Below are 20,945 nucleotides of genomic sequence, written 5' to 3' on the forward strand. Positions count from 1 at the left end.
GCCCACAATAGAACAGGCCCCGACACAAGTGCCGGGGCCTGTAATGACCACATCCGTGTGGTCGGTCGCATGAACTCAAGAGGTGCATCGGGTGGAAATCTAACTCACCCTAAGCCGCCGCCGTCCAGTTCAGACGAATAGTTGAGCGTTACTCTGCCTTCAGGCCATCGGCCGAAACAGCTTTAACGCCTTTGATTTTCTTGGCAATCGCAACAGCAGTGGTTTTCTGAGCTTCGGTCACTGCGACAGAAGAGGACAGGGAAACAACACCTTTATTGGTTTCAACTTTGATGTCGGTGCCAGGAATACCTTTCTCGGTAACCAGGTCAGCCTTCACTTTGGTAGTGATCCAAGTGTCCGAAGTGGCATCTTTGGATTTGTCGATGTTGTCAGCTTTCATCGCACCGCCAGCCATCAGGCCATCAGCGGATACAGCGGTAACACCTTTGATTTTCTTGGTGATCGCTACAGCAGTCGCTTTCTGCGAGTCCGAGATAGCTACAGTCGACGACAGGGAAACCACGCCTTTGTTGGTTTCAACCTTGATGTCCGAGCCAGGAATACCTTTTTCAGTCAGCAGGTCAGCTTTGACTTTGGTGGTGATCCAAGTGTCGGAAGTGGACTCTTTGGCTTTGGTCATTTCGCCAGCGGCCAGGGTCATTGGCGCTTGGGAAGTCTGAGCAAAGGCCACGTTAGCACCCATGGCCAGGGTCAAAGCGGTAGCAGTAGCGAGAGCGAACTTCTTCATACGAGTAACTCCTGTTTTATTGAAAGTCTGCAGTGTGTGAACCTTGATGCTGCAGCGTTAACAGGGTTATTGCAGGCACTGTGCCAAGTTCTGAATTCGAATATTCCCCTTATAAAACAGCAACTTACAAAAACATCCAAATCTCGGAATCGTGCAAGTTGCATGAAACTGATCGTGCCTGCGTGCAAGTTGCGGCTTTTTGAATTAACTAAGCGACTGATTTCCCGACATTTTCCTCCGCGCATAAAAAAAGGACTCCGAAGAGTCCTTTTTCAGCTTAAAGCGAAGGGGTAATTAAACGCCCGAAGCCTTGGCTGCTGCTACGTCCTTGATGGACAGCTTGATACGGCCGCGGTTATCCACGTCCAGTACCAGCACTTCCACTTCCTGGCCTTCTTTCAGAATGTCGGTCACTTTCTCAACACGAGCGTCGCTCAGCATAGAGATGTGAACCAGACCGTCTTTGCCTGGCAGGATGTTGACGAACGCGCCGAAGTCGACGATGCGCTCAACTTTACCGACGTAGATCTTGCCGATCTCGGCCTCAGCGGTGATACCCAGAACGCGCTGACGTGCAGCTTCTGCAGCTTCCTTAGTTTCGCCGAAGATCTTGATCGAGCCGTCGTCTTCGATGTCGATCGAAGCCTTGGTCTCTTCACAGATTGCACGAATGGTCGCGCCGCCTTTACCGATAACATCACGGATTTTGTCGGTGTCGATTTTCATCGCAATCATGGTCGGAGCATTTTCCGACAGTTCGGTACGGGACTGACCAATGATCTGGTTCATCTGACCGAGGATGTTCAGGCGCGCTTCCAGGGCTTGGCCCAGAGCGATTTCCATGATCTCTTCGGTGATGCCCTTGATCTTGATGTCCATCTGCAGCGCGGTAACACCTTTAGCGGTACCGGCTACTTTGAAGTCCATGTCGCCCAGGTGGTCTTCGTCTCCCAGGATGTCGGTCAGGATGGCGAACTTCTCGCCTTCTTTAACCAGGCCCATGGCGATACCGGCAACCGGTGCCTTCATCGGTACACCAGCATCCATCAGCGCCAGGGAAGCACCGCAGACCGAAGCCATGGAGCTGGAACCGTTGGACTCGGTGATTTCCGACACAACACGGATGGTGTACGGGAACACGTCAGCAGCCGGCAGCATGGCTGCAATCGAACGACGAGCCAAACGGCCGTGACCGATTTCGCGACGGCCAGCGCCACCCATGCGACCACACTCACCTACCGAGAACGGAGGGAAGTTGTAGTGCAGCATGAACGGGTCTTTTTTCTCGCCTTCCAGGGTGTCCAGCAACTGTGCGTCACGCGCAGTACCCAGGGTCGCAACTACCAGAGCCTGAGTTTCACCGCGGGTGAAGAGCGCCGAACCGTGAGTCTTCGGCAGAACACCCACTTCGATGTTCAGCGGACGTACGGTGCGAGTGTCGCGGCCGTCGATACGTGGCTTGCCGTTAACGATGTTTTCGCGAACGGTGCGGTATTCGATTTCACCGAATGCAGCTTTGACGTCGCTGGAAGAAGGCTGGCCTTCCTCACCGGACAGCTTGGCCACAACCTGATCCTTCAACTCGCCCAGGCGAGCGTAACGGTCGGCCTTGACGGTGATGGTGTAGGCATCGGAGATCGCTGCGCCGAACTCGGAGCGGATAGCGCCCAGCAGTTCAGTCGCTTCAGCTTGTGGAGCCCAGGTCCAAGTCGGCTTGGCAGCTTCGGCAGCTAGTTCTTTAACAGCGTTGATCACAACCTGGAACTCGTCGTGAGCAAACAGTACCGCGCCCAGCATCTGGTCTTCGGTCAGCTCTTTGGCTTCCGATTCAACCATCAACACGGCTTCCGAAGTACCGGCAACGACCATGTCCAGGCTCGAAGCTTTCTGTTGTTCGTAAGTCGGGTTCAGCAGGTAGCCGGTGCTTTCGTGGAACGCAACACGGGCAGCGCCGATTGGACCATCGAAAGGAATACCGGAGATGGCCAGGGCAGCTGAGGTACCGATCATCGCAGCGATGTCCGGATCGGTCTTCTTGCTGGTGGAAACGACGGTGCAGACAACCTGCACTTCGTTCATGAAGCCTTCTGGGAACAGCGGACGGATCGGACGGTCGATCAGTCGGGAAGTCAGGGTTTCTTTCTCGGAAGGACGGCCTTCGCGCTTGAAGAAACCGCCAGGGATCTTACCGGCAGCGTAAGTCTTTTCCTGGTAGTGAACGGACAGAGGGAAGAAGCCCTTGCTTGGGTCCGCGTGCTTGGCGCCAACAACAGTCACCAATACGGTGACGTCGTCGTCAACGGTGACCAGCACTGCGCCGGAAGCTTGACGGGCGATACGGCCTGTCTCGAGGGTAACGGTCGACTGACCGAACTGGAATTTTTTGATAACCGGGTTCACGGTGTCCTACCTTCTTTGTGGCTCTTGGGGAACTTGTCTTCTTGCGAAATTCTTGGGCAATGTCGGGAATCGGCCCGAGCCTGGTCCAGGGTAAAACGTGTATCCAGATAAAACTTGAGGCTGGGAGCCTGCCATGGGCCAGCGGGAATCCCACTGACACACGGCAGACAACCAACCTCTAGCGCAATCGCTTATTAGCGACGCAGACCCAGGCGACCGATCAGAGCCTGATAACGACCCAGATCCTTGCCTTTCAGGTAGTCCAGCAGCTTACGGCGCTGGTTTACCATGCGGATCAGACCACGACGGGAGTGGTGATCTTTACCGTTGGCCTTGAAGTGACCTTGCAGCTTGTTGATGTTGTGGGTCAGCAGTGCAACTTGCACTTCTGGCGAACCAGTGTCACCAACAGCTTGCTGATAGTCAGCAACGATTTGTGCTTTTTCTTGAACGTCGAGAGCCATGAGGCAATCCTTTTTTCAGGAAACCACCCAAAGGGCAGTTTCAACAGGCCAGGGACAAATCCCTGTATCTAAAAATGAGTGTTGACCGTGCCTGTTAACAGCCACACTCGTCCGGTCATTCTGACCGAATCAGTCGACGTGGCGCGATGCGCCCGTCTTCGCTCACTTCACCGATACCGATAAAGCGACCGTTATGATCCTGTACCCGCACCATACCGAACTTCGGAGCGTCCGGAGCGCGTACCGGCTGGCCGTTTAGCCAATAGAACGCGCTGTGCTCCGAGAAGTGCAGCAATGGCCAGTCCAGCAAACCGCTGTCCGATGGCATCAGGAAGCGATCAACTGCTTCATTGCCGCCTTCGGCATGTACTGCTTCCAACTCTTCCAGCGTGACCGTCTGGGCAAGGCTGAAAGGCCCTGCCTGCGTGCGTCGCAGCTCTGCAACGTACGCGCCGCAACCGAGCTTTTCACCAATATCTTCCACCAGGGTACGGATATAGGTGCCTTTGCTGCAGTCCACAGCCAAGCGGGCAGTGTCGCCCTCACAGGCGAGCAATTCCAAGCGCGCAATAGTAACAGAACGCGGTTCGCGCTCCACTACTTCGCCCGCACGTGCCAGCTTGTAAAGAGGCTGCCCATCACGCTTGAGCGCCGAGTACATCGGTGGTATCTGACTGATTTCCCCACGAAAACCGGGTAAAGCAGCTTCAATATCAGCACGACCAACGGTCACGTCGCGAACCTGCAAAACATCACCCTCGGCATCGGCCGTGGTGGTGGTCTTGCCCAGTTGCATCAGGGTTTCGTAACCCTTGTCGGAATCGAGCAGGTATTGCGAGAACTTGGTGGCCTCACCAAAGCACAACGGCAATACGCCGGTGGCCAAGGGATCGAGGCTGCCGGTATGCCCGGCCTTCTCGGCGTTCAGCAACCAGCGAACCTTCTGCAATGCGGCATTGGAGGTAAAACCAATGGGCTTGTCGAGCAGAATGATGCCGCTGACGTTGCGACGGATACGTTTGACCTGAGCCACCGCTTACTCCTTGGCGTCTTCAGGTGTGGACGGGTGCTGGCTGTCTTCCGCCACGGCGCGCTCGATCAGTGCCGACAGGTGCGCACCACGCACGACGCTTTCGTCGTAGTGGAAGTGCAACTGGGGCACGCTGCGCAGCTTCATTTCACGGGCCAACTGCATGCGCAGGAAGCCTGCGGCGGAGTTGAGCACCTTGATGCTTTGCGCGATTTCTTCGCTGCTGTCCTGGCCCATCACGGTGATGAAAATCTTGGCGTGACCTACGTCACGGCTCACTTCAACAGCGGTGATGGTGACCAGGCCAACGCGTGGGTCTTTGACTTCGCGACGGATCAGTTGGGCCAGCTCGCGCTGCATCTGATCGCCGATTCGCTGGGTACGGCTGTATTCTTTTGCCATGTCTTGTTACCTGTTACTGCCACACGGTGAAACCCGTGGGGTCTGAAAGCGGCAAACGCCCGGCCTGACAAAAGCCAGACCGGGCGTTGCGTTTAGAGTCCGGACACGGCGCGGGGCATTTGCATGCCCACACGCTGTGTGGCTCCTGAAGTGCGCGAGTTAGAGGCTGCGAGCAACCTGAACCTTCTCGTAGACTTCGATCTTGTCACCAGCTTTGACGTCGTTGTAGCTCTTGACGCCGATACCGCATTCCATGCCGGCACGTACTTCAGAAGCGTCATCCTTGAAGCGGCGCAGGGATTCCAGCTCGCCTTCGAAGATAACGATGTCTTCACGCAGTACACGGATTGGACGGTTACGGTGCACAGTGCCTTCGATAACCATACAGCCGGCAATCGCACCGAATTTCGGCGAACGGAACACGTCACGCACCTCGGCAACACCCAGGATGTTCTCCCGGACGTCACTGCCAAGCATGCCGGTAAGGGCTTTCTTGACGTCTTCGATGATGTCGTAGATGACGTTGTAGTAACGCATGTCCAGGCCTTCCTGCTCGACGATCTTGCGAGCGCCAGCATCGGCACGCACGTTGAAGCCGAACAGTACAGCGTTGGAAGCCAGTGCCAGGTTGGCGTCGGACTCGGTGATACCACCGACACCGCCACCGACAACACGCACTTGCACTTCGTCGTTACCCAGGCCGTTCAAGGCGCCGTTCAACGCTTCGAGGGAACCACGGACGTCAGATTTGAGGACGATGTTAAGCGTCTTCTTCTCTGCCTGGCCCATGTTCTCGAAGATGTTCTCCAGCTTACCGGCGTGAGCACGGGCCAGTTTGACTTCGCGAAACTTGCCTTGACGGAACAGAGCCACTTCACGGGCTTTCTTCTCGTCGGCAACTACGCTCATCTCGTCGCCAGCGTCCGGAGTACCGTCCAGGCCGAGGATCTCGACAGGGATGGAAGGACCGGCTTCTTTGATTGGCTTGCCGTTCTCGTCGAGCATGGCACGTACACGGCCATAGTTCGAACCGACCAGCACCATGTCGCCTTGGCGCAGGGTACCGTCTTGAACCAGTACGGTTGCAACCGGGCCACGACCTTTGTCGAGACGCGATTCAACCACAACACCGCGACCCGGGGCCGATGGCGTTGCTTTCAGTTCGAGTACTTCAGCTTGCAGCAGGACCGCTTCGAGCAGTTCGTCTACACCGGTACCGACTTTCGCCGAGACCGAGACAAATGGCGTATCACCGCCCCACTCTTCGGAAGTCACGCCGTGAACCGACAGTTCGCTACGGATGCGATCAAGATCGGCGCCCGGCTTGTCGATTTTGTTCACTGCAACAACCAGTGGAACACCAGCAGCCTTGGCGTGCTGGACAGCTTCAATGGTCTGCGGCATCACGCCATCGTCTGCTGCAACGACCAGGATCACGATGTCAGTTGCCTTGGCACCACGGGCACGCATTGCGGTAAACGCGGCGTGACCTGGGGTGTCGAGGAAAGTGACCATGCCGCGTTCGGTTTCAACGTGGTACGCGCCGATGTGCTGGGTGATACCGCCGGCTTCGCCAGCAGCTACCTTGGCACGACGAATGTAGTCGAGCAGCGACGTCTTACCATGGTCAACGTGGCCCATTACGGTCACGACTGGCGCACGGGAGAACGTCTCACCTTCAAACTTCAAGGACTCGGCCAGGGAGTCTTCCAGAGCGGTATCGCTGACCAGGGTCACTTTGTGGCCCAGTTCTTCGGCTACCAGCTGAGCAGTTTCCTGATCAAGCACCTGGTTGATGGTCGCTGGGGTACCCAGTTTGAACATGAACTTGATGATTTCAGCAGCCTTGACCGACATCTGATTGGCGAGATCGCCAACAGAAATGGTCTCGCCGATCTGCACATCACGCACGACAGGGCCTGTTGGGCTCTGGAAACCGTGGGCGTTGCGTTTTTTCAGCTTGGCCTTGCCGCGACCACCGCGACGGAAGCTATCGCTTTCTTCGTCGGTAGTACGTGGGGCAACGCGTGGAGCGGGCGCTTTCTCTTTGACCGAGGCACGATGTGGAGCGTTTTTACGCTCGCCATCGCCACCACCACCGCGACGATTGTTATCGTCGGCACGTGGCTTGTCCGGACGACGAGGTTCGTCGCGCTTGCGAGCGTCTGCTGCTGGAGCAGGTGCGGCGGCAACCGGAGCGGCCTCACGCACAGCTTCAACAGGTGCGCTAGGCGCGGCGACCGCTTCAGTACCAGCAGGTTGCGCAGCAGCAGGCTGGCGACGCGCTTCTTCTTCGGCGCGACGCTTGGACTCTTCTTCAGCCTTCTGACGAGCAGCATTTTCTACTGCGCGACGTTCTTCCAGTTCGCGTTTGCGCTCGGCTTCGATTTCTTCCGGGCTGCGCTGTACGAAGACTTTCTTCTTGCGTACTTCAACGCTGATGCTCTTGCTACCAGCAACACGCAGTGTGCTGGTGGTTTTGCGCTGCAATGTAATCTTGCGCGGTTCTTCCACTTTCGCCTTGTGGCTGCTCTTCAAGTGAGTCAGCAAAGACTGCTTCTCACTGTCGCTCACACCTTCATCGGCGGCGGTGTGCGGCAGACCTGCCTCACGCATCTGCTGCAACAGGCGCTCTACCGGTGTTTTGACCTCATCGGCCAGTTGTTTCACCGTGACTTGCGTCATGCACTTCTCTCCTCAGGCCGCGCCTAGTTACTCGAACCAATGGGCTCGGGCGGCCATGATCAACTTGCCGGCACGATCATCGTCAATGCCGTCGATGTCGAGCAGATCGTCAATAGACTGCTCGGCCAGGTCTTCGCGGGTAATTACGCCGCGCACCGCCAGTTCCATCGCCAAATCCTTGTCCATACCCTCAAGCGAGAGCAGGTCTTCGGCCGGATGGGCGTCTGCCAGCTTTTCCTCAGTAGCGATGGCTTTAGTCAACAAACGATCCTTGGCCCGAGCGCGAAGCTCGTTGACGGTGTCTTCGTCAAAGCCGTCGATGTTGAGCATTTCTTCCAACGGTACGTAGGCAATCTCTTCCAGGCTGGTGAAGCCTTCATCTACCAGCACCTGTGCCAGGTCTTCGTCGACTTCCAGCTCGTCGATGAAGTTGCGCAGGATGTCGCCGGTTTCAGCTTGCTGCTTAGCCTGGATGTCCGATTCGGTCATCACGTTCAGGGTCCAACCGGTCAGTTGGCTGGCCAGACGCACGTTCTGACCACCACGACCAATGGCCTGAGCCAGATTGTCTGCGCCAACGGCGATGTCCATTGCATGGGCATCTTCGTCAACGATAATTGCCGCCACTTCAGCTGGCGACATGGCGTTGATCACAAACTGCGCCGGGTTATCGTCCCACAGCACAATATCCACACGCTCACCACCCAATTCGCCCGACACTGCCTGGACGCGTGAACCACGCATACCAATGCAAGCGCCCTGCGGGTCGATGCGTTTGTCCTTGGAACGGACCGCGATCTTGGCGCGCGAACCCGGGTCGCGGGACGCAGCCATGACTTCGATCAGGCCTTCGGCGATCTCCGGCACTTCGATACGGAACAGCTCGATCAGCATTTCCGGCGCGGTACGCGACAGGATCAACTGAGGGCCGCGGTTCTCGGTGCGGATTTCCTTGAGCAGCGCACGCAAACGCACGCCAACACGGAAGGTTTCGCGAGAGATGATGTCTTCGCGGGCCAGCAACGCTTCTGCGTTGTTGCCCAGGTCGACGATCACGTTGTCGCGGGTGACTTTTTTCACGGTGCCGGAGATGATTTCACCCAGGCGCTCGCGATAAGCGTCAACGACTTGAGCGCGCTCGGCTTCGCGAACCTTCTGCACGATGACCTGCTTGGCGGTCTGTGCAGCAATACGGCCGAATTCGATCGATTCGATCTTTTCTTCGACGACATCACCGACCTGAGCCCCAGGGTGCGTTTCGGCAACCTTGCTTGGCCAGGTTTCGATGGCCGGATCATCAAGGTCGGCTTCTTCGACGACCGTCCAGCGACGGAAAGTCTCATAGGCACCGGTGTGGCGGTTGATTTCCACACGCAGATCCACTTCGTCTTCAAAACGCTTTTTGGTAGCAGTGGCCAGGGCCAGCTCCAGCGCTTCAAAAATCACGTTTGCCGGTACGCCCTTTTCATTGGATACCGACTCAACAACCAGCAGTACTTCTTTGCTCATCGTACGCCTCGCCTTTCGCAAGCCATTGGATCCGCGGGATCCGCGTCTCAGTCAAAACTGGGAATAATGTTGGCCTTGTCGATCATATCGATCGGCAACAGGAATTCATGGTCTTCTACCTGCACCACGACATCCTGTTCTTCTACACCGCGCAGAAGGCCCTGAAAGTTGCGTCGCCCTTCGAACGGGGAACGCAGCTTGATCTTCACTTGTTCACCGGCAAATTTTGCAAACTGATCAATAGTGAACAGTGGGCGTTCCATGCCTGGCGAGGAAACTTCGAGGGTATATTCAACGGAGATTGGATCTTCAACATCCAGGACACCGCTGATCTGACGGCTGACAATGGCACAATCGTCCACCAGCACACCGCCCTCTTTATCGATATAAACGCGCAACATTGAGTGGCGACCTTGAGCCGAAAACTCAATACCCCAGCATTCATAGCCTAGGGCCACGATCACCGGGGCCAACAAGGCCTGCAACTCTTCTAGCTTGCTCGACACCTGAACCCCCTCGTGCATGTATGTGCATGCTGTGCAAAATAAAAAAATGGGCGAAACGCCCATCCTTGAAACGCCGTCGAATAGCGGCGTTGAAAGTGTCCAGCTAACAAAAAGCCCCTTAAAAGGGGCTCCGCTAAAACTGGTTGCGGGGGCCGGATTTGAACCGACGACCTTCGGGTTATGAGCCCGACGAGCTACCAGACTGCTCCACCCCGCGACAAAGCTGGGGCGGAAGTATACGACCGATCCCTTACAGGGTCAATGTAACCTTCCACCTACAAGAAAGCCCGCAACAGCGGGCTCTCCTGATAATTGGTACCGAGAAGGGGACTCGAACCCCTACACCCTATGGGCACAACCACCTCAAGGTTGCGTGTCTACCAATTCCACCACCTCGGCAATACAGCGTTTACAACCCTTCTTACTTTTGCTCTTGAGCTGGAGGTACGTCAGTCGCTGGAGTAGCCGACTTTTGCTCTTGAAGCACCGGGACATCATCAGAAGCCGGTTTTGCTTTTGGTACTTCCAACACTGCTGGGTTTGGCAAACCTACTTGAGTCAGCACATGAGCCTTCTCTTTAGCAAAGTAACCTAACCCTAAGCTGGTTATGAAGAAACCGGCGGCAAGTATAGCAGTAAACTTACTAAGAAAGGTAGAGGAACCTTGGCTTCCGAACACAGTATTTGAAGCACCTGCACCGAAAGACGCACCAGCATCCGCACCTTTACCCTGTTGCAACAAAACCAGGGCAACTACGCCCAGGGCAGCCAACAGATGAAAAACGACTACGACTGTTTCCAGCATTTTTTCAGTTTCCCGCGGCGCGACAAATCGCACCGAACTCATCTGCATTCAGGGAAGCTCCACCAATGAGCCCCCCATCGATATCCGGCATGCCGAACAGTTCGACCGCATTGGCCGCCTTCACGCTGCCGCCGTATAGAAGCCGCACACCTTGTGCGACCTCAGAATTCTCTGCCGCCAACTGTGCGCGAATGGCTGCGTGCACATCCTGCGCCTGTTGCGGTGTAGCAGTCAGCCCGGTGCCAATGGCCCAGACCGGCTCGTAAGCAATTACTGCCTTTGCAAACGCACCAACACCCAGCTCCTCGATGATGCTGCCCAGCTGACGCGAGACAACTTCAAGAGTCTTGCCCGATTCGCGTTGCTCAAGGGTCTCCCCTATGCACAACACCGGAATCAAGCCACAAGCCTGTGCCGCTGCAAACTTGCGATTGAGTGTCCCATCACGTTCGCCCATCATCTGACGGCGCTCGGAGTGCCCGACAAGCACATAGGAACAACCCGCATCTACCAACTGACTCGGCGAAATCTCACCGGTCAAAGCACCTTGCATGGGCTCCACCGCAGAATTCTGCGCGCCGACCTGGATCGACTTACCTTTCAAGCCATCAACCACCTGGTTGATATGCAAGCAAGGCGGGAAAACCGCAATATCAACACCGCTAGGCAAGGCCAAGTGACGAAGGCCATTGATCAGCTCAGCGACACTGGCGCGGGTACCGTGCATCTTCCAGTTACCAGCTACCATAGTGCGACGCATGCTGTACCCCGTCGGTCAAAGTGGGCGCAGATGTTACCCAACCACATCATCACTGGCAAGCCGAATTCAGGCGCAAATTTCAGTTACCAGTTTTGCCAGGTCTTCGGCATGGCCGCGAACCTGTGTTTCGTCCTCACCTTCGACCATGACGCGCACCAGAGGCTCCGTGCCGGACTTGCGCAGCAACACCCGCCCACGCCCCGCCATTGCCAGGGTCACGCGCTCGCAGGCGTCTTTGACCGCAGGGTGTTCGATCGGGTTTTCGCCACCGGCGAAACGCACATTGAGCAAAACCTGCGGGCACTTACGCAGAGCCTGTCGCGCCTGAGCGAGGCTCTCCTCACGACGACGCAAGGACAGCAACACCTGCAACGCGGCAATAATTGCATCGCCAGTCGTCGTGTGCTGGAAGCAAACCACATGCCCCGAGTTCTCACCGCCCACCTGCCAGTTACGCTCCAGCAGCTCGGCGATTACATAGCGGTCACCGACATTGGCGCGAACGAAGGGAATTCCAAGATCTGCCAAGGCCAGTTCCAGGCCCAGGTTACTCATCAGAGTGCCAACGACGCCGCCCTGCAACTTGTCACGCTCATGCAGGTCGCGAGCAATGATGAACAACAAATCATCACCATCCACGACAGCCCCAGTGTGATCCACCATCAGGACACGATCACCATCCCCGTCAAAAGCAATACCGAGATCAGCATGCTCAGCCAGGACGGCCGCCTGCAGTTGCTCCATATGGGTGGAGCCGCAGTTTTCGTTGATGTTCAAACCATTCGGCTGAGCCGACAGCACGGTCACATCGGCGCCCAGCTCCTTGAATACACTCGGAGCCACTTTGTAGGTCGCACCATGAGCGCAATCGACAACAATCTTCAGCCCGGCAAAATTGGTACTGGTCGGCACGCTGCTCTTGCAAAATTCGATGTAGCGGCCAGACGCGTCGTTGATGCGCGAGACCTTGCCCAGCTTGCTGGACTCGACCACCGTCATCGGTGCATCCAGCAGCTCTTCGATCATCAGCTCAATCGCATCCGGCAGCTTGGTGCCCTGCCCCGAGAAAAACTTGATGCCATTGTCATCATGAGGGTTGTGCGAGGCACTGATCACGATACCGGCTTCAGCGTGGAAGGTACGCGTCAGGTAAGCGATCGCCGGCGTCGGCATTGGCCCCAGCAGCATTACGTCGGCACCGGCTGCGGACAAGCCCGCCTCAAGCGCGGACTCAAACATGTAACCGGAAATACGGGTGTCCTTGCCCACCAGAATGCGGCAAGCGCCCATGCTGCGGAACGCCATACCTGCCGCCCAACCCAGCTTGAGCATGAAATCAGGCGTAATCGGAAATTCGCCGACCCGACCACGGATACCGTCGGTGCCAAAATATTTTTTAGTCATAAGTGCTCCATCGTTCTTATTCGGCTGATTCTACGGCGGCAAGCATACGCACCACATCGACCGTCTCGGCGACGTCATGCACACGCAAGATACGCGCGCCCTTGGTAACCGCGAGCGCTGCCAGAGCAAGGCCACCGTACAACCGCTCACCCACCGGTCGACTCAATGCGAGCCCTATCATGCTCTTGCGCGAAACACCGACCAACAGGGGCCGACCAAGCGCATGCAAGGCCTGCATATGTTTGAACAGACTTAAATTGTGCTGAAGGGTTTTGGCAAAGCCAAACCCAGGATCAAGGATGATTTTTTCGGCAGCAATTCCAACCTTGGCGCACTGAGCGATCCTTTCAGCAAGAAACCCACTCACTTCACCAACGAGATCGTCGTAGTGTGGACTGTCTTGCATATTGCCGGGCTCTCCCAGCATATGCATCAGGCATACAGGCAGACCGGTTGCCGCTGCCGCATCCAGGGCACCGTCTCGCTGGAGGGAGCGCACATCGTTGATGAGCCCCGCACCCAGGCGCGCCGTCTCGCGCATCACGGCCGGAGTCGATGTATCCACCGAGATGATCACGTCCAACTCACGAGCAATGCGCTCGACGATAGGCGCCACTCGCTCCAACTCCTCGAGAGGAGAAACAACGCGAGCACCAGGGCGAGTCGACTCACCACCGACATCAATCAAGGTCGCGCCCGCCGCCACCATCGCCTCGGCATGACGCAATGCCGCATCGAGTTGACTGAAGCGGCCGCCGTCGGAAAAGGAATCGGGGGTTACATTAAGAATGCCCATGACATGTGTATGGGCCAAATCAAGAACCCGGTTGCCGCAAGGCAACCGGGTTGAGGACAACGCAGAAGTCATTTCAAACCTTAGTGGTCAGCTGCCGGACCGCCGATCGGGGCTTCAGGGCGCTCGTTCTGAACTACTGGCGGAGTGCCAGAAGTGCCCGAACCACCTTCCCAATCGCGAGGCTCACGAGGCGTGCGACCCGCCATGATGTCGTCGATCTGGTCGGCATCAATGGTCTCGTACTTCATCAACGCATCAGCCATTGCATCCAGCTTGTCGCGATTGTCGGTCAGGATCTGTTTGGCCGTGCCGTAGCACTGGTCAATGATGCTGCGCACTTCGGAGTCGATCAGCTTGGCCGTTTCACCCGAGAAGCTGGCAGCTTGACCGCCACCGCCACGACCCAGGAACACTTCGCCTTCTTCTTCGGCATACATCAAAGGCCCGAGTTTTTCAGACAAGCCCCATTTGGTCACCATGTTCCGTGCAATCTGGCTGGCACGCATGATGTCGTTGGAGGCACCGGTGGTTACGCCATCGAAGCCAAGGGTCATCTCTTCAGCAATTCGGCCACCATACAGTGAGCAGATCTGACTGATCAGCGCACGCTTGGAGAGGCTGTAACGATCCTCTTCAGGCAGGAACATGGTGACACCCAACGCCCGACCACGAGGAATGATCGACACCTTGTAAACCGGGTCATGCTCAGGCACGACACGACCAACAATGGCGTGACCGGCTTCGTGATAAGCGGTGTTCTGCTTCTCTTTCTCGGACATAACCATGGATTTGCGCTCAGCGCCCATCATGATCTTGTCTTTTGCCAGTTCGAACTCTTTCATTTCAACGATGCGCTTGCCGGTACGGGCAGCGAACAGCGAGGCCTCGTTCACCAGGTTGGCCAAGTCAGCACCGGAGAAGCCTGGAGTACCACGGGCAATGACGGCCGGAGCCACGTCGTCGCCCATCGGCACTTTGCGCATGTGCACTTTCAAAATCTGTTCGCGACCACGGATGTCCGGCAGACCCACTACCACCTGGCGGTCGAAACGGCCTGGACGCAGCAGCGCAGGGTCCAGTACGTCCGGACGGTTGGTTGCGGCGATGACGATAATGCCGTCATTCATTTCAAAGCCGTCCATCTCCACCAGCAACTGGTTGAGAGTCTGCTCACGCTCATCGTGACCACCGCCCATGCCCGCACCACGATGGCGACCAACAGCGTCGATTTCGTCGATGAAAATGATGCATGGGGCGTGTTTCTTGGCCTGTTCGAACATATCGCGAACACGGCTGGCACCGACACCGACAAACATCTCGACGAAGTCAGAACCAGAAATAGTGAAGAACGGCACCTTGGCTTCGCCGGCAATCGCCTTGGCCAGCAAGGTTTTACCGGTACCCGGAGGACCCACCATCAGCACGCCGCGAGGAATGCGGCCGCCCAGACGCTGGAACTTGCCCGGGTCACGCAGGAACTCGACCAGCTCGCCAACTTCTTCCTTCGCTTCATCACAACCCGCGACATCCGCGAGGGTGGTCTTCACCTGATCCTCGGAGAGCAGGCGTGCCTTGCTCTTGCCGAAGCTCATCGGCCCGCCCTTGCCTCCCGCACCACCCTGCATCTGGCGCATGAAGAACATGAACACGGCGATAATCACCAGGATCGGGAAGCTGGCCACCAGGAGCTGGGTCCAGATGCTCTGCTGCTCAGGCTGCTTGCCTTCAACGACTACATGGTTATCCACCAGGTCGCCGATCAGACCGTTGTCCTGAATTGCCGGACGAATGGTCTTGAAGCTGTCGCCATCGTTGCGTTTGCCGGTAATCACGTAGCCATCAACCGCTACGCGCTCGACCTTGCCATCCTTAACTTGCTGGATGAAGTCGGAATAGTTGAGGGTCTGCGGCTCGTTAGGGCTGGAGAAGTTGTTCATCACCGTCACCAGGACAGCCGCGATGATCAACCACAGGATCAGATTCTTTGCCATATCGTTCAATTAACTACCCTCTGAAGCAAGCTCCGCTACTGGCGCGCGCTTCGCATGATATTCACCGGCCTAACTTACTACATTACCTACAACTCTGGCAGGCGCCGTCTGTAACCCTTTGTGAAACTTTGACTACACAATATTCGTAAAGCTTCATGACGAAAGCGATATAAAAAAACCTATCGCCTTCCTCGAATTCCTCAAAAACGCTCTTCACTCGCCGCACCTTCAACACCGCGGAAGCCGCGGCACAGCAGGTATTGCTCACGAGACCTGTCCCGGGAAGAGTCAGGCTTGCGCGTTTGCACCTTGTCGAACAACTTGCGGATGTTCTTGTGGTACTCGTCAAAACCTTCGCCCTGGAAGACCTTCACCAGAAAATCACCACCAGGACGCAAAACCCGACCTGCCAAATCCAGCGCCAGCTCACAAAGGAACATCGCGCGCGGCATATCAACAGCCGGTAATCCACTCATATTGGGGGCCATGTCGGAAATCACAAGGTCTACCTGCGAATTTCCCACAGCTTCAAGGATCTGTGCGAGCACCGTGTCCTGGGTGAAATCACCATGAACAAAGGTCACATCCGGGATGCTGTCCATTTCCAGGATATCGGAAGCGATCAAGCGGCCTTGCCCACCAATCAGACGACTGGTCACCTGGGACCAGCCACCAGGGGCTGCGCCAAGATCGATAACGCTCATGCCTGGACGAATCAATTTGTCCTTGTCCTGGATCTCCAGCAGCTTGTAGCTGGCCCGGGAACGGTAGCCGTCCTTTTGCGCCTTTTTGACGTAAGGGTCGTTGAAATGCTCTTGCAGCCACTTAAGACTAGTTTTGGAACGGGCCACGGGCCACCTCGAAAATAAAACGGGTCGTGATTAACTGGGCGGTCCCGGACTCGCTCGGGTAAACTGGCCGCCGCTTTTTACAAGATCAGACGCAGGGGTCAGATTATGCCGCTCACTCAAGAGCAGAAGAAACAGTACAAATCCATTGGCCACCATCTGAAACCAGTTCTGATTGTGGCAGACAACGGTTTGACTGAAGGTGTGTTAGCCGAACTTGAACGCGCATTGGGCGATCACGAACTGATCAAGATCAAGGTCAACATCCTTGACCGCGAAGCGCGTTTGGCCGCCATTGCAGAACTGTGCAAGGTCGGCAAAGCGGATCTGGTTCAGGTCATCGGCAAGATGGCGCTGCTGTATCGCAAGAACTTCAGCGTCAACAAGCAACTGTCAAACGTACACCGCTTCAAATAGCTTTCAAATGACAACAAGGGTCACGGGCGTGCTTCGCGCGCCCTGCCACTCCATCCCGGCGCAGGCTGTATAACCAGCACCAGGCCGGAGAACCCTAGCACAAGATAGCTGAATAGCTGCCAGCGCAACGCTTCCGGCAGCCAAACATGCACCACGCAAAACATTGCACATGCATACAGCGCCATCAACAGCAGTTGGCCGCGAATATCCCGCCACAAACTCCCCAAGCCTTCGGCCTTGATCAGCACCAGCACCTGGAGCGTCACGCACGCCGCTGCAAAACCCACCAGCAACGCACTGAGCAATCCATCGAGCTCATCGATCAGCAACGGCGCCAGGCCAATCAGGCCCAACACCGGCAGTACACCAATGTGCAATAGCCACAGGCCACCCACCCAAAGCATCTGGGCGAGCTGCCAAAGCATGGCGCCCGCACGAAGCGGGCGCCGCCTTTCAGACGTGACGAACTTCGACAATCTCGTACTCGATCACGCCACCAGGCGTCTTGACGGACACCACGTCACCCTCTTCCTTGGCAATCAAGGCACGCGCGAGTGGTGACCCGACGGAAATCTTGCCGAGTTTAAAGTCAGCCTCGTCCTCACCCACGATGTGGTAAACGACGCGCTCATCCGTCTCGACGTTGGCGATTTCGACGGTGGTGCCGAAAATCACTTTGCCGGTGTGCGGGATGGTCGTGACGTCGATGATCACCGCATTCTGCATACGGCCTTCGATGTCACGGATCCGCGCCTCGACCATACCTTGCTGCTCACGAGCAGCATGGTATTCAGCGTTTTCCTTCAAGTCGCCCAGCTCGCGGGCCGTACCGATGTCCTGGCTCAGCTTTGGACGTACGACCTTGGTCAGGTGGGCGTGTTCCTCTTCCAGGGCCTTGGCGCCCTGGACGGTCATAGGGTATTTGATCATGCCTTCAATCCTGCGTGTAGATCCTGCAAGCGACGCACGGTCTTTTCCGGACCGAACTTGAGCGCTTCGCAGATAGCTTCGCCTGCAGCAATGGTGGTGGTGCAGTAGATCTTGTGCTGCAAGGCATTACGACGAATGGAGTAGGAATCCGCGATCGACTGGCGACCTTCGGTGGTGTTGATGATCAGGGTAACTTCGTCATTCTTGATCATGTCGACCACATGCGGACGGCCTTCCGTCACCTTGTTCACGCGACGCACTTTCAGGCCGGCAGCTTCGATCAGCTTGGCGGTCCCGGCGGTGGCCACGACTTCAAAGCCCAAGTTGATCAGATCACGGGCCACGCCTGCAACCAGCGGCTTGTCGTCGTCACGCACACTGATGAATGCAGTACCACCGGTCGGCAGCACTTCACTGGCACCCATCTGGGCCTTGGCGAATGCTTCACCGAAAGTGTCACCCACACCCATCACTTCACCGGTGGACTTCATCTCTGGGCCCAGGATCGGGTCCACACCAGGGAATTTGGCGAATGGGAACACCGCCTCTTTCACGCTGTAGAAGTTAGGAATGATTTCCTTGGTGAAGCCGATTTCCTTCAGGGTCTTACCCGCCATCACGCGGGCAGCGATCATGGCGAGGGACACACCGATGCACTTGGATACAAATGGCACGGTACGCGAAGCACGCGGGTTGACTTCGATGACGTAGATGTCTTCGCCTTGCAGCGCCAACTGAACGTTCATCAGGCCGACAACGCCCAGTTCCAGGGCCATTTTCTTGACCTGTTCACGCATCTCGTCCTGGATGTGCGCCGGCAGCGAGTAAGGCGGCAGCGAGCATGCGGAGTCACCGGAGTGAACGCCCGCCTGTTCGATGTGCTGCATGATCGCGCCGATCACTACGTCGGTGCCATCGCAAACCGCATCCACGTCCATTTCGATGGCGCAGTTGAGGAAGTGGTCCAGCAGCACCGGGCTGTCGTTGGACACTTTCACCGCATCACGCAGGTAACGCTTGAGTTCTTCTTCTTCGTAAACGATTTCCATCGCACGGCCGCCCAATACGTAGGACGGACGCACCACCAGCGGGTAACCGATCTTGCTGGCTGCACGGATGGCTTCGTCTTCGCTGCGCACGGTAGCGTTAGGCGGCTGACGCAGGTTCAGGCGCTCAACCATTTGCTGGAAGCGCTCACGGTCTTCGGCACGGTCGATGGCGTCAGGGCTGGTGCCGATGATCGGCACACCGGCAGCTTCCAGGGCGCGAGCCAGTTTCAGCGGGGTTTGGCCGCCGTACTGGACGATCACGCCTTTTGGCTTCTCGACGCGGCAGATTTCCAGCACGTCTTCCAGCGTTACCGGCTCGAAGTACAGACGGTCGGAGGTGTCGTAGTCAGTGGAAACAGTTTCCGGATTGCAGTTGACCATGATGGTCTCGTACCCGTCTTCACGCAGGGCGAGGGCGGCGTGTACGCAGCAATAGTCAAACTCGATGCCCTGGCCGATACGGTTTGGACCGCCACCCAGGATAATGATCTTGTCACGCCCCGACGGCGCAGCCTCGCACTCTTCCTCATAGGTGGAGTACAGGTAGGCGGTGTCGGTTGCGAACTCGGCCGCGCAGGTGTCAACGCGCTTGTAGACCGGGAAGATGTCCAGCTTGTGGCGATGCGTGCGCAGGTTCTTCTCGGTCACACCCAGCAGCTTGGCCAAACGCTGGTCGGAGAAACCTTTGCGCTTGAGGCGGAACATCAGGTCGCGGTCGATAGAGGACAGACCGAGGGTCTTGACCTTCTCTTCTTCCTTGATCAGATCTTCGATCTGTACCAGGAACCACGGATCGATCATGTTCATGCCGAAGATATCTTCGACGGTCATGCCGGCACGGAATGCGTCAGCGACGTACCAGATGCGCTCAGCACCAGGTACGGTCAGCTCGCGCTTGAGCACACTCATGCTTTCCGGATTGCTCAGGTCGAGCTTCTCGTCCAGGCCGCAAACGCCTACTTCCAGGCCACGCAGGGCTTTCTGCAGGGATTCCTGGAAGGTCCGGCCGATGGCCATGACTTCACCAACCGACTTCATCTGAGTGGTCAGCCGTGCGTCGGCTTTCGGGAATTTCTCGAATGCAAAGCGCGGCAGCTTGGTCACAACGTAGTCGATGGACGGCTCAAAGGACGCCGGTGTAGCGCCGCCAGTGATTTCGTTTTGCAGCTCGTCCAAGGTGTAACCGATCGCCAATTTGGCAGCGATACGCGCAATCGGGAAGCCGGTAGCTTTCGATGCCAGCGCCGACGAACGCGATACACGCGGGTTCATCTCGATCACAACCATACGACCGGTGTCCGGGCAGATACCGAACTGAACGTTGGAGCCGCCGGTTTCAACGCCGATCTCACGCAATACCGCCAACGAGGCGTTACGCATGATCTGGTATTCCTTGTCCGTCAGGGTCTGTGCTGGAGCAACGGTGATCGAGTCACCCGTGTGCACGCCCATCGGGTCGAAGTTTTCGATGGAGCAGACGATGATGCAGTTGTCCTTCTTATCGCGGACAACCTCCATTTCGTACTCTTTCCAGCCGATCAGGGATTCGTCGATCAGCAGTTCTTTAGTCGGCGACAGGTCCAGGCCACGCGCGCAGATTTCTTCGAACTCTTCACGGTTGTAAGCAATACCGCCACCGGTGCCGCCCATGGTGAAGGATGGACGAATGATGCACGGGAAGCCCAGCTTTTCGAGTACCGCGTTGGCCTCTTCCATGCTGTGGGCGATACCGGAACGCGGGCAGTCAAGGCCGATGGACTTCATGGCCTTGTCGAAACGCGAGCGGTCTTCAGCCTTGTCGATGGTGTCGGCATTCGCGCCGATCATCTCAACGCCGAACTTTTCCAGGACGCCTTCGCGCTCCAGGTCCAGGGCGCAGTTCAGTGCAGTCTGGCCGCCCATGGTTGGCAGCAGTGCATCTGGACGCTCTTTTTCGATGATCTTGGCAACGGTCTGCCACTTGATCGGCTCGATGTAGGTGGCGTCGGCCATGTCCGGGTCGGTCATGATGGTGGCCGGGTTGGAGTTCACCAGGATGACGCGGTAGCCCTCTTCGCGCAGGGCTTTACAGGCCTGGGCACCGGAGTAGTCGAATTCACAGGCCTGGCCGATCACGATCGGGCCAGCGCCGAGAATCAGGATGCTTTTTATGTCTGTACGTTTTGGCATGGGTTTGTCACTCAAATCCGCAGGTCAGTCGG

The 20,945-nt window shown here is 56.8% G+C and carries 18 protein-coding genes and 2 tRNA genes; 1 reads left to right on the forward strand and 19 read right to left on the reverse strand.

Translation table 11 applies throughout. From position 1 onward, the window contains the following. Positions 1-148: 148 nt before the first annotated feature. From ACDZ94_RS03610 to rlmE, 16 genes are all read right to left on the reverse strand, one after another. Complete coding sequence (locus ACDZ94_RS03610; protein ID WP_064454172.1) at positions 149-748, reverse strand: BON domain-containing protein; 600 nt, start codon at positions 746-748, stop codon at positions 149-151. A gap of 294 nt (positions 749-1,042) precedes the next feature. Further along, positions 1,043-3,148, reverse strand: coding sequence for a polyribonucleotide nucleotidyltransferase (gene pnp, locus ACDZ94_RS03615; RefSeq protein WP_053258071.1), 2,106 nt, complete (start codon positions 3,146-3,148; stop codon positions 1,043-1,045). Between the two features lie 194 nt (positions 3,149-3,342). Beyond that, positions 3,343-3,612 carry a 30S ribosomal protein S15 gene (rpsO, locus tag ACDZ94_RS03620; protein ID WP_003176135.1) on the reverse strand — a complete coding sequence of 90 codons (270 nt, stop codon included), beginning with the start codon at positions 3,610-3,612 and terminating at the stop codon, positions 3,343-3,345. A gap of 115 nt (positions 3,613-3,727) precedes the next feature. Next, positions 3,728-4,645 carry a tRNA pseudouridine(55) synthase TruB gene (truB, locus tag ACDZ94_RS03625; RefSeq protein WP_025857114.1) on the reverse strand — a complete coding sequence of 306 codons (918 nt, stop codon included), beginning with the start codon at positions 4,643-4,645 and terminating at the stop codon, positions 3,728-3,730. 3 nt (positions 4,646-4,648) lie between these two features. After that, on the reverse strand, positions 4,649-5,044 hold the full coding sequence (gene rbfA / locus ACDZ94_RS03630) for a 30S ribosome-binding factor RbfA (protein ID WP_016973761.1): 396 nt from the start codon (positions 5,042-5,044) through the stop codon (positions 4,649-4,651). A 159-nt stretch (positions 5,045-5,203) separates the two neighbouring features. Further along, positions 5,204-7,729 carry a translation initiation factor IF-2 gene (gene infB / locus ACDZ94_RS03635; protein WP_064454173.1) on the reverse strand — a complete coding sequence of 842 codons (2,526 nt, stop codon included), beginning with the start codon at positions 7,727-7,729 and terminating at the stop codon, positions 5,204-5,206. A 27-nt stretch (positions 7,730-7,756) separates the two neighbouring features. Beyond that, on the reverse strand, positions 7,757-9,238 hold the full coding sequence (gene nusA, locus ACDZ94_RS03640) for a transcription termination factor NusA (protein WP_003212187.1): 1,482 nt from the start codon (positions 9,236-9,238) through the stop codon (positions 7,757-7,759). Positions 9,239-9,285: 47 nt separating this feature from the next. After that, entirely contained in the window at positions 9,286-9,744 is a 459-nt protein-coding gene (gene rimP / locus ACDZ94_RS03645; RefSeq protein WP_159442625.1) for a ribosome maturation factor RimP, read from the reverse strand. Between the two features lie 140 nt (positions 9,745-9,884). Beyond that, positions 9,885-9,961: transfer RNA gene (locus ACDZ94_RS03650), tRNA-Met, on the reverse strand. 96 nt (positions 9,962-10,057) lie between these two features. After that, positions 10,058-10,143: transfer RNA gene (locus ACDZ94_RS03655), tRNA-Leu, on the reverse strand. Between the two features lie 22 nt (positions 10,144-10,165). After that, positions 10,166-10,549 carry a preprotein translocase subunit SecG gene (gene secG / locus ACDZ94_RS03660; RefSeq protein WP_010206600.1) on the reverse strand — a complete coding sequence of 128 codons (384 nt, stop codon included), beginning with the start codon at positions 10,547-10,549 and terminating at the stop codon, positions 10,166-10,168. Between the two features lie 4 nt (positions 10,550-10,553). Next, complete coding sequence (gene tpiA, locus ACDZ94_RS03665) at positions 10,554-11,309, reverse strand: triose-phosphate isomerase (protein ID WP_064454174.1); 756 nt, start codon at positions 11,307-11,309, stop codon at positions 10,554-10,556. A gap of 66 nt (positions 11,310-11,375) precedes the next feature. Then, entirely contained in the window at positions 11,376-12,713 is a 1,338-nt protein-coding gene (gene glmM, locus ACDZ94_RS03670; protein ID WP_064454175.1) for a phosphoglucosamine mutase, read from the reverse strand. A gap of 16 nt (positions 12,714-12,729) precedes the next feature. Then, the gene (folP, locus tag ACDZ94_RS03675) at positions 12,730-13,581 is read right to left on the reverse strand and encodes a dihydropteroate synthase (protein WP_064454176.1); all 852 of its coding nucleotides are present in this window, start codon (positions 13,579-13,581) and stop codon (positions 12,730-12,732) included. Between the two features lie 8 nt (positions 13,582-13,589). Next, positions 13,590-15,500, reverse strand: a complete 1,911-nt coding sequence (gene ftsH, locus ACDZ94_RS03680) for an ATP-dependent zinc metalloprotease FtsH (protein WP_017478564.1) — start codon at positions 15,498-15,500, stop codon at positions 13,590-13,592. Between the two features lie 200 nt (positions 15,501-15,700). Next, on the reverse strand, positions 15,701-16,351 hold the full coding sequence (gene rlmE / locus ACDZ94_RS03685) for a 23S rRNA (uridine(2552)-2'-O)-methyltransferase RlmE (RefSeq protein WP_015885924.1): 651 nt from the start codon (positions 16,349-16,351) through the stop codon (positions 15,701-15,703). A gap of 105 nt (positions 16,352-16,456) precedes the next feature. Between rlmE and ACDZ94_RS03690 the strand changes: the two genes are divergently transcribed. Then, positions 16,457-16,765, forward strand: a complete 309-nt coding sequence (locus tag ACDZ94_RS03690) for a YhbY family RNA-binding protein (RefSeq protein ID WP_017139256.1) — start codon at positions 16,457-16,459, stop codon at positions 16,763-16,765. Between the two features lie 20 nt (positions 16,766-16,785). Here ACDZ94_RS03690 and ACDZ94_RS03695 read toward each other — a convergent pair whose 3' ends face one another. The 3 genes from ACDZ94_RS03695 to carB are packed head-to-tail and all read right to left on the reverse strand — an operon-like array spanning position 16,786 to position 20,913. Continuing rightward, positions 16,786-17,190 (reverse strand): hypothetical protein, encoded by a 405-nt coding sequence (locus ACDZ94_RS03695; RefSeq protein ID WP_064454177.1) that lies wholly within the window; start codon positions 17,188-17,190, stop codon positions 16,786-16,788. 28 nt (positions 17,191-17,218) lie between these two features. Continuing rightward, complete coding sequence (gene greA, locus ACDZ94_RS03700; RefSeq protein ID WP_064454178.1) at positions 17,219-17,695, reverse strand: transcription elongation factor GreA; 477 nt, start codon at positions 17,693-17,695, stop codon at positions 17,219-17,221. Continuing rightward, positions 17,692-20,913: a carbamoyl-phosphate synthase large subunit gene (gene carB, locus ACDZ94_RS03705; protein WP_064454179.1), complete on the reverse strand. Its 3,222-nt coding sequence runs from the start codon at positions 20,911-20,913 to the stop codon at positions 17,692-17,694. Before carB ends, greA begins: the two co-directional genes overlap by 4 nt. Between the last annotated feature and the right edge of the window lie 32 nt (positions 20,914-20,945).

Source organism: Pseudomonas sp. UBT (assembly GCF_050915955.1).
GTDB lineage: Bacteria > Pseudomonadota > Gammaproteobacteria > Pseudomonadales > Pseudomonadaceae > Aquipseudomonas > Aquipseudomonas antarctica_A.

Excerpts from the sequence above, each read along its gene's own strand:
- secG (WP_010206600.1), bottom strand. The coding sequence starts at position 10,549 with ATGCTGGAAACAGTCGTAGTCGTTTTTCATCTGTTGGCTGCCCTGGGC.
- infB (WP_064454173.1), bottom strand. The coding sequence starts at position 7,729 with ATGACGCAAGTCACGGTGAAACAACTGGCCGATGAGGTCAAAACACCG.
- ftsH (WP_017478564.1), bottom strand. The coding sequence starts at position 15,500 with ATGGCAAAGAATCTGATCCTGTGGTTGATCATCGCGGCTGTCCTGGTG.
- ACDZ94_RS03695 (WP_064454177.1), bottom strand. The coding sequence starts at position 17,190 with ATGCTTTGGCAGCTCGCCCAGATGCTTTGGGTGGGTGGCCTGTGGCTA.
- carB (WP_064454179.1), bottom strand. The coding sequence starts at position 20,913 with ATGCCAAAACGTACAGACATAAAAAGCATCCTGATTCTCGGCGCTGGC.
- nusA (WP_003212187.1), bottom strand. The coding sequence starts at position 9,238 with ATGAGCAAAGAAGTACTGCTGGTTGTTGAGTCGGTATCCAATGAAAAG.
- ACDZ94_RS03690 (WP_017139256.1), top strand. The coding sequence starts at position 16,457 with ATGCCGCTCACTCAAGAGCAGAAGAAACAGTACAAATCCATTGGCCAC.
- greA (WP_064454178.1), bottom strand. The coding sequence starts at position 17,695 with ATGATCAAATACCCTATGACCGTCCAGGGCGCCAAGGCCCTGGAAGAG.
- tpiA (WP_064454174.1), bottom strand. The coding sequence starts at position 11,309 with ATGCGTCGCACTATGGTAGCTGGTAACTGGAAGATGCACGGTACCCGC.
- folP (WP_064454176.1), bottom strand. The coding sequence starts at position 13,581 with ATGACTTCTGCGTTGTCCTCAACCCGGTTGCCTTGCGGCAACCGGGTT.
- rbfA (WP_016973761.1), bottom strand. The coding sequence starts at position 5,044 with ATGGCAAAAGAATACAGCCGTACCCAGCGAATCGGCGATCAGATGCAG.
- rpsO (WP_003176135.1), bottom strand. The coding sequence starts at position 3,612 with ATGGCTCTCGACGTTCAAGAAAAAGCACAAATCGTTGCTGACTATCAG.
- ACDZ94_RS03610 (WP_064454172.1), bottom strand. The coding sequence starts at position 748 with ATGAAGAAGTTCGCTCTCGCTACTGCTACCGCTTTGACCCTGGCCATG.
- glmM (WP_064454175.1), bottom strand. The coding sequence starts at position 12,713 with ATGACTAAAAAATATTTTGGCACCGACGGTATCCGTGGTCGGGTCGGC.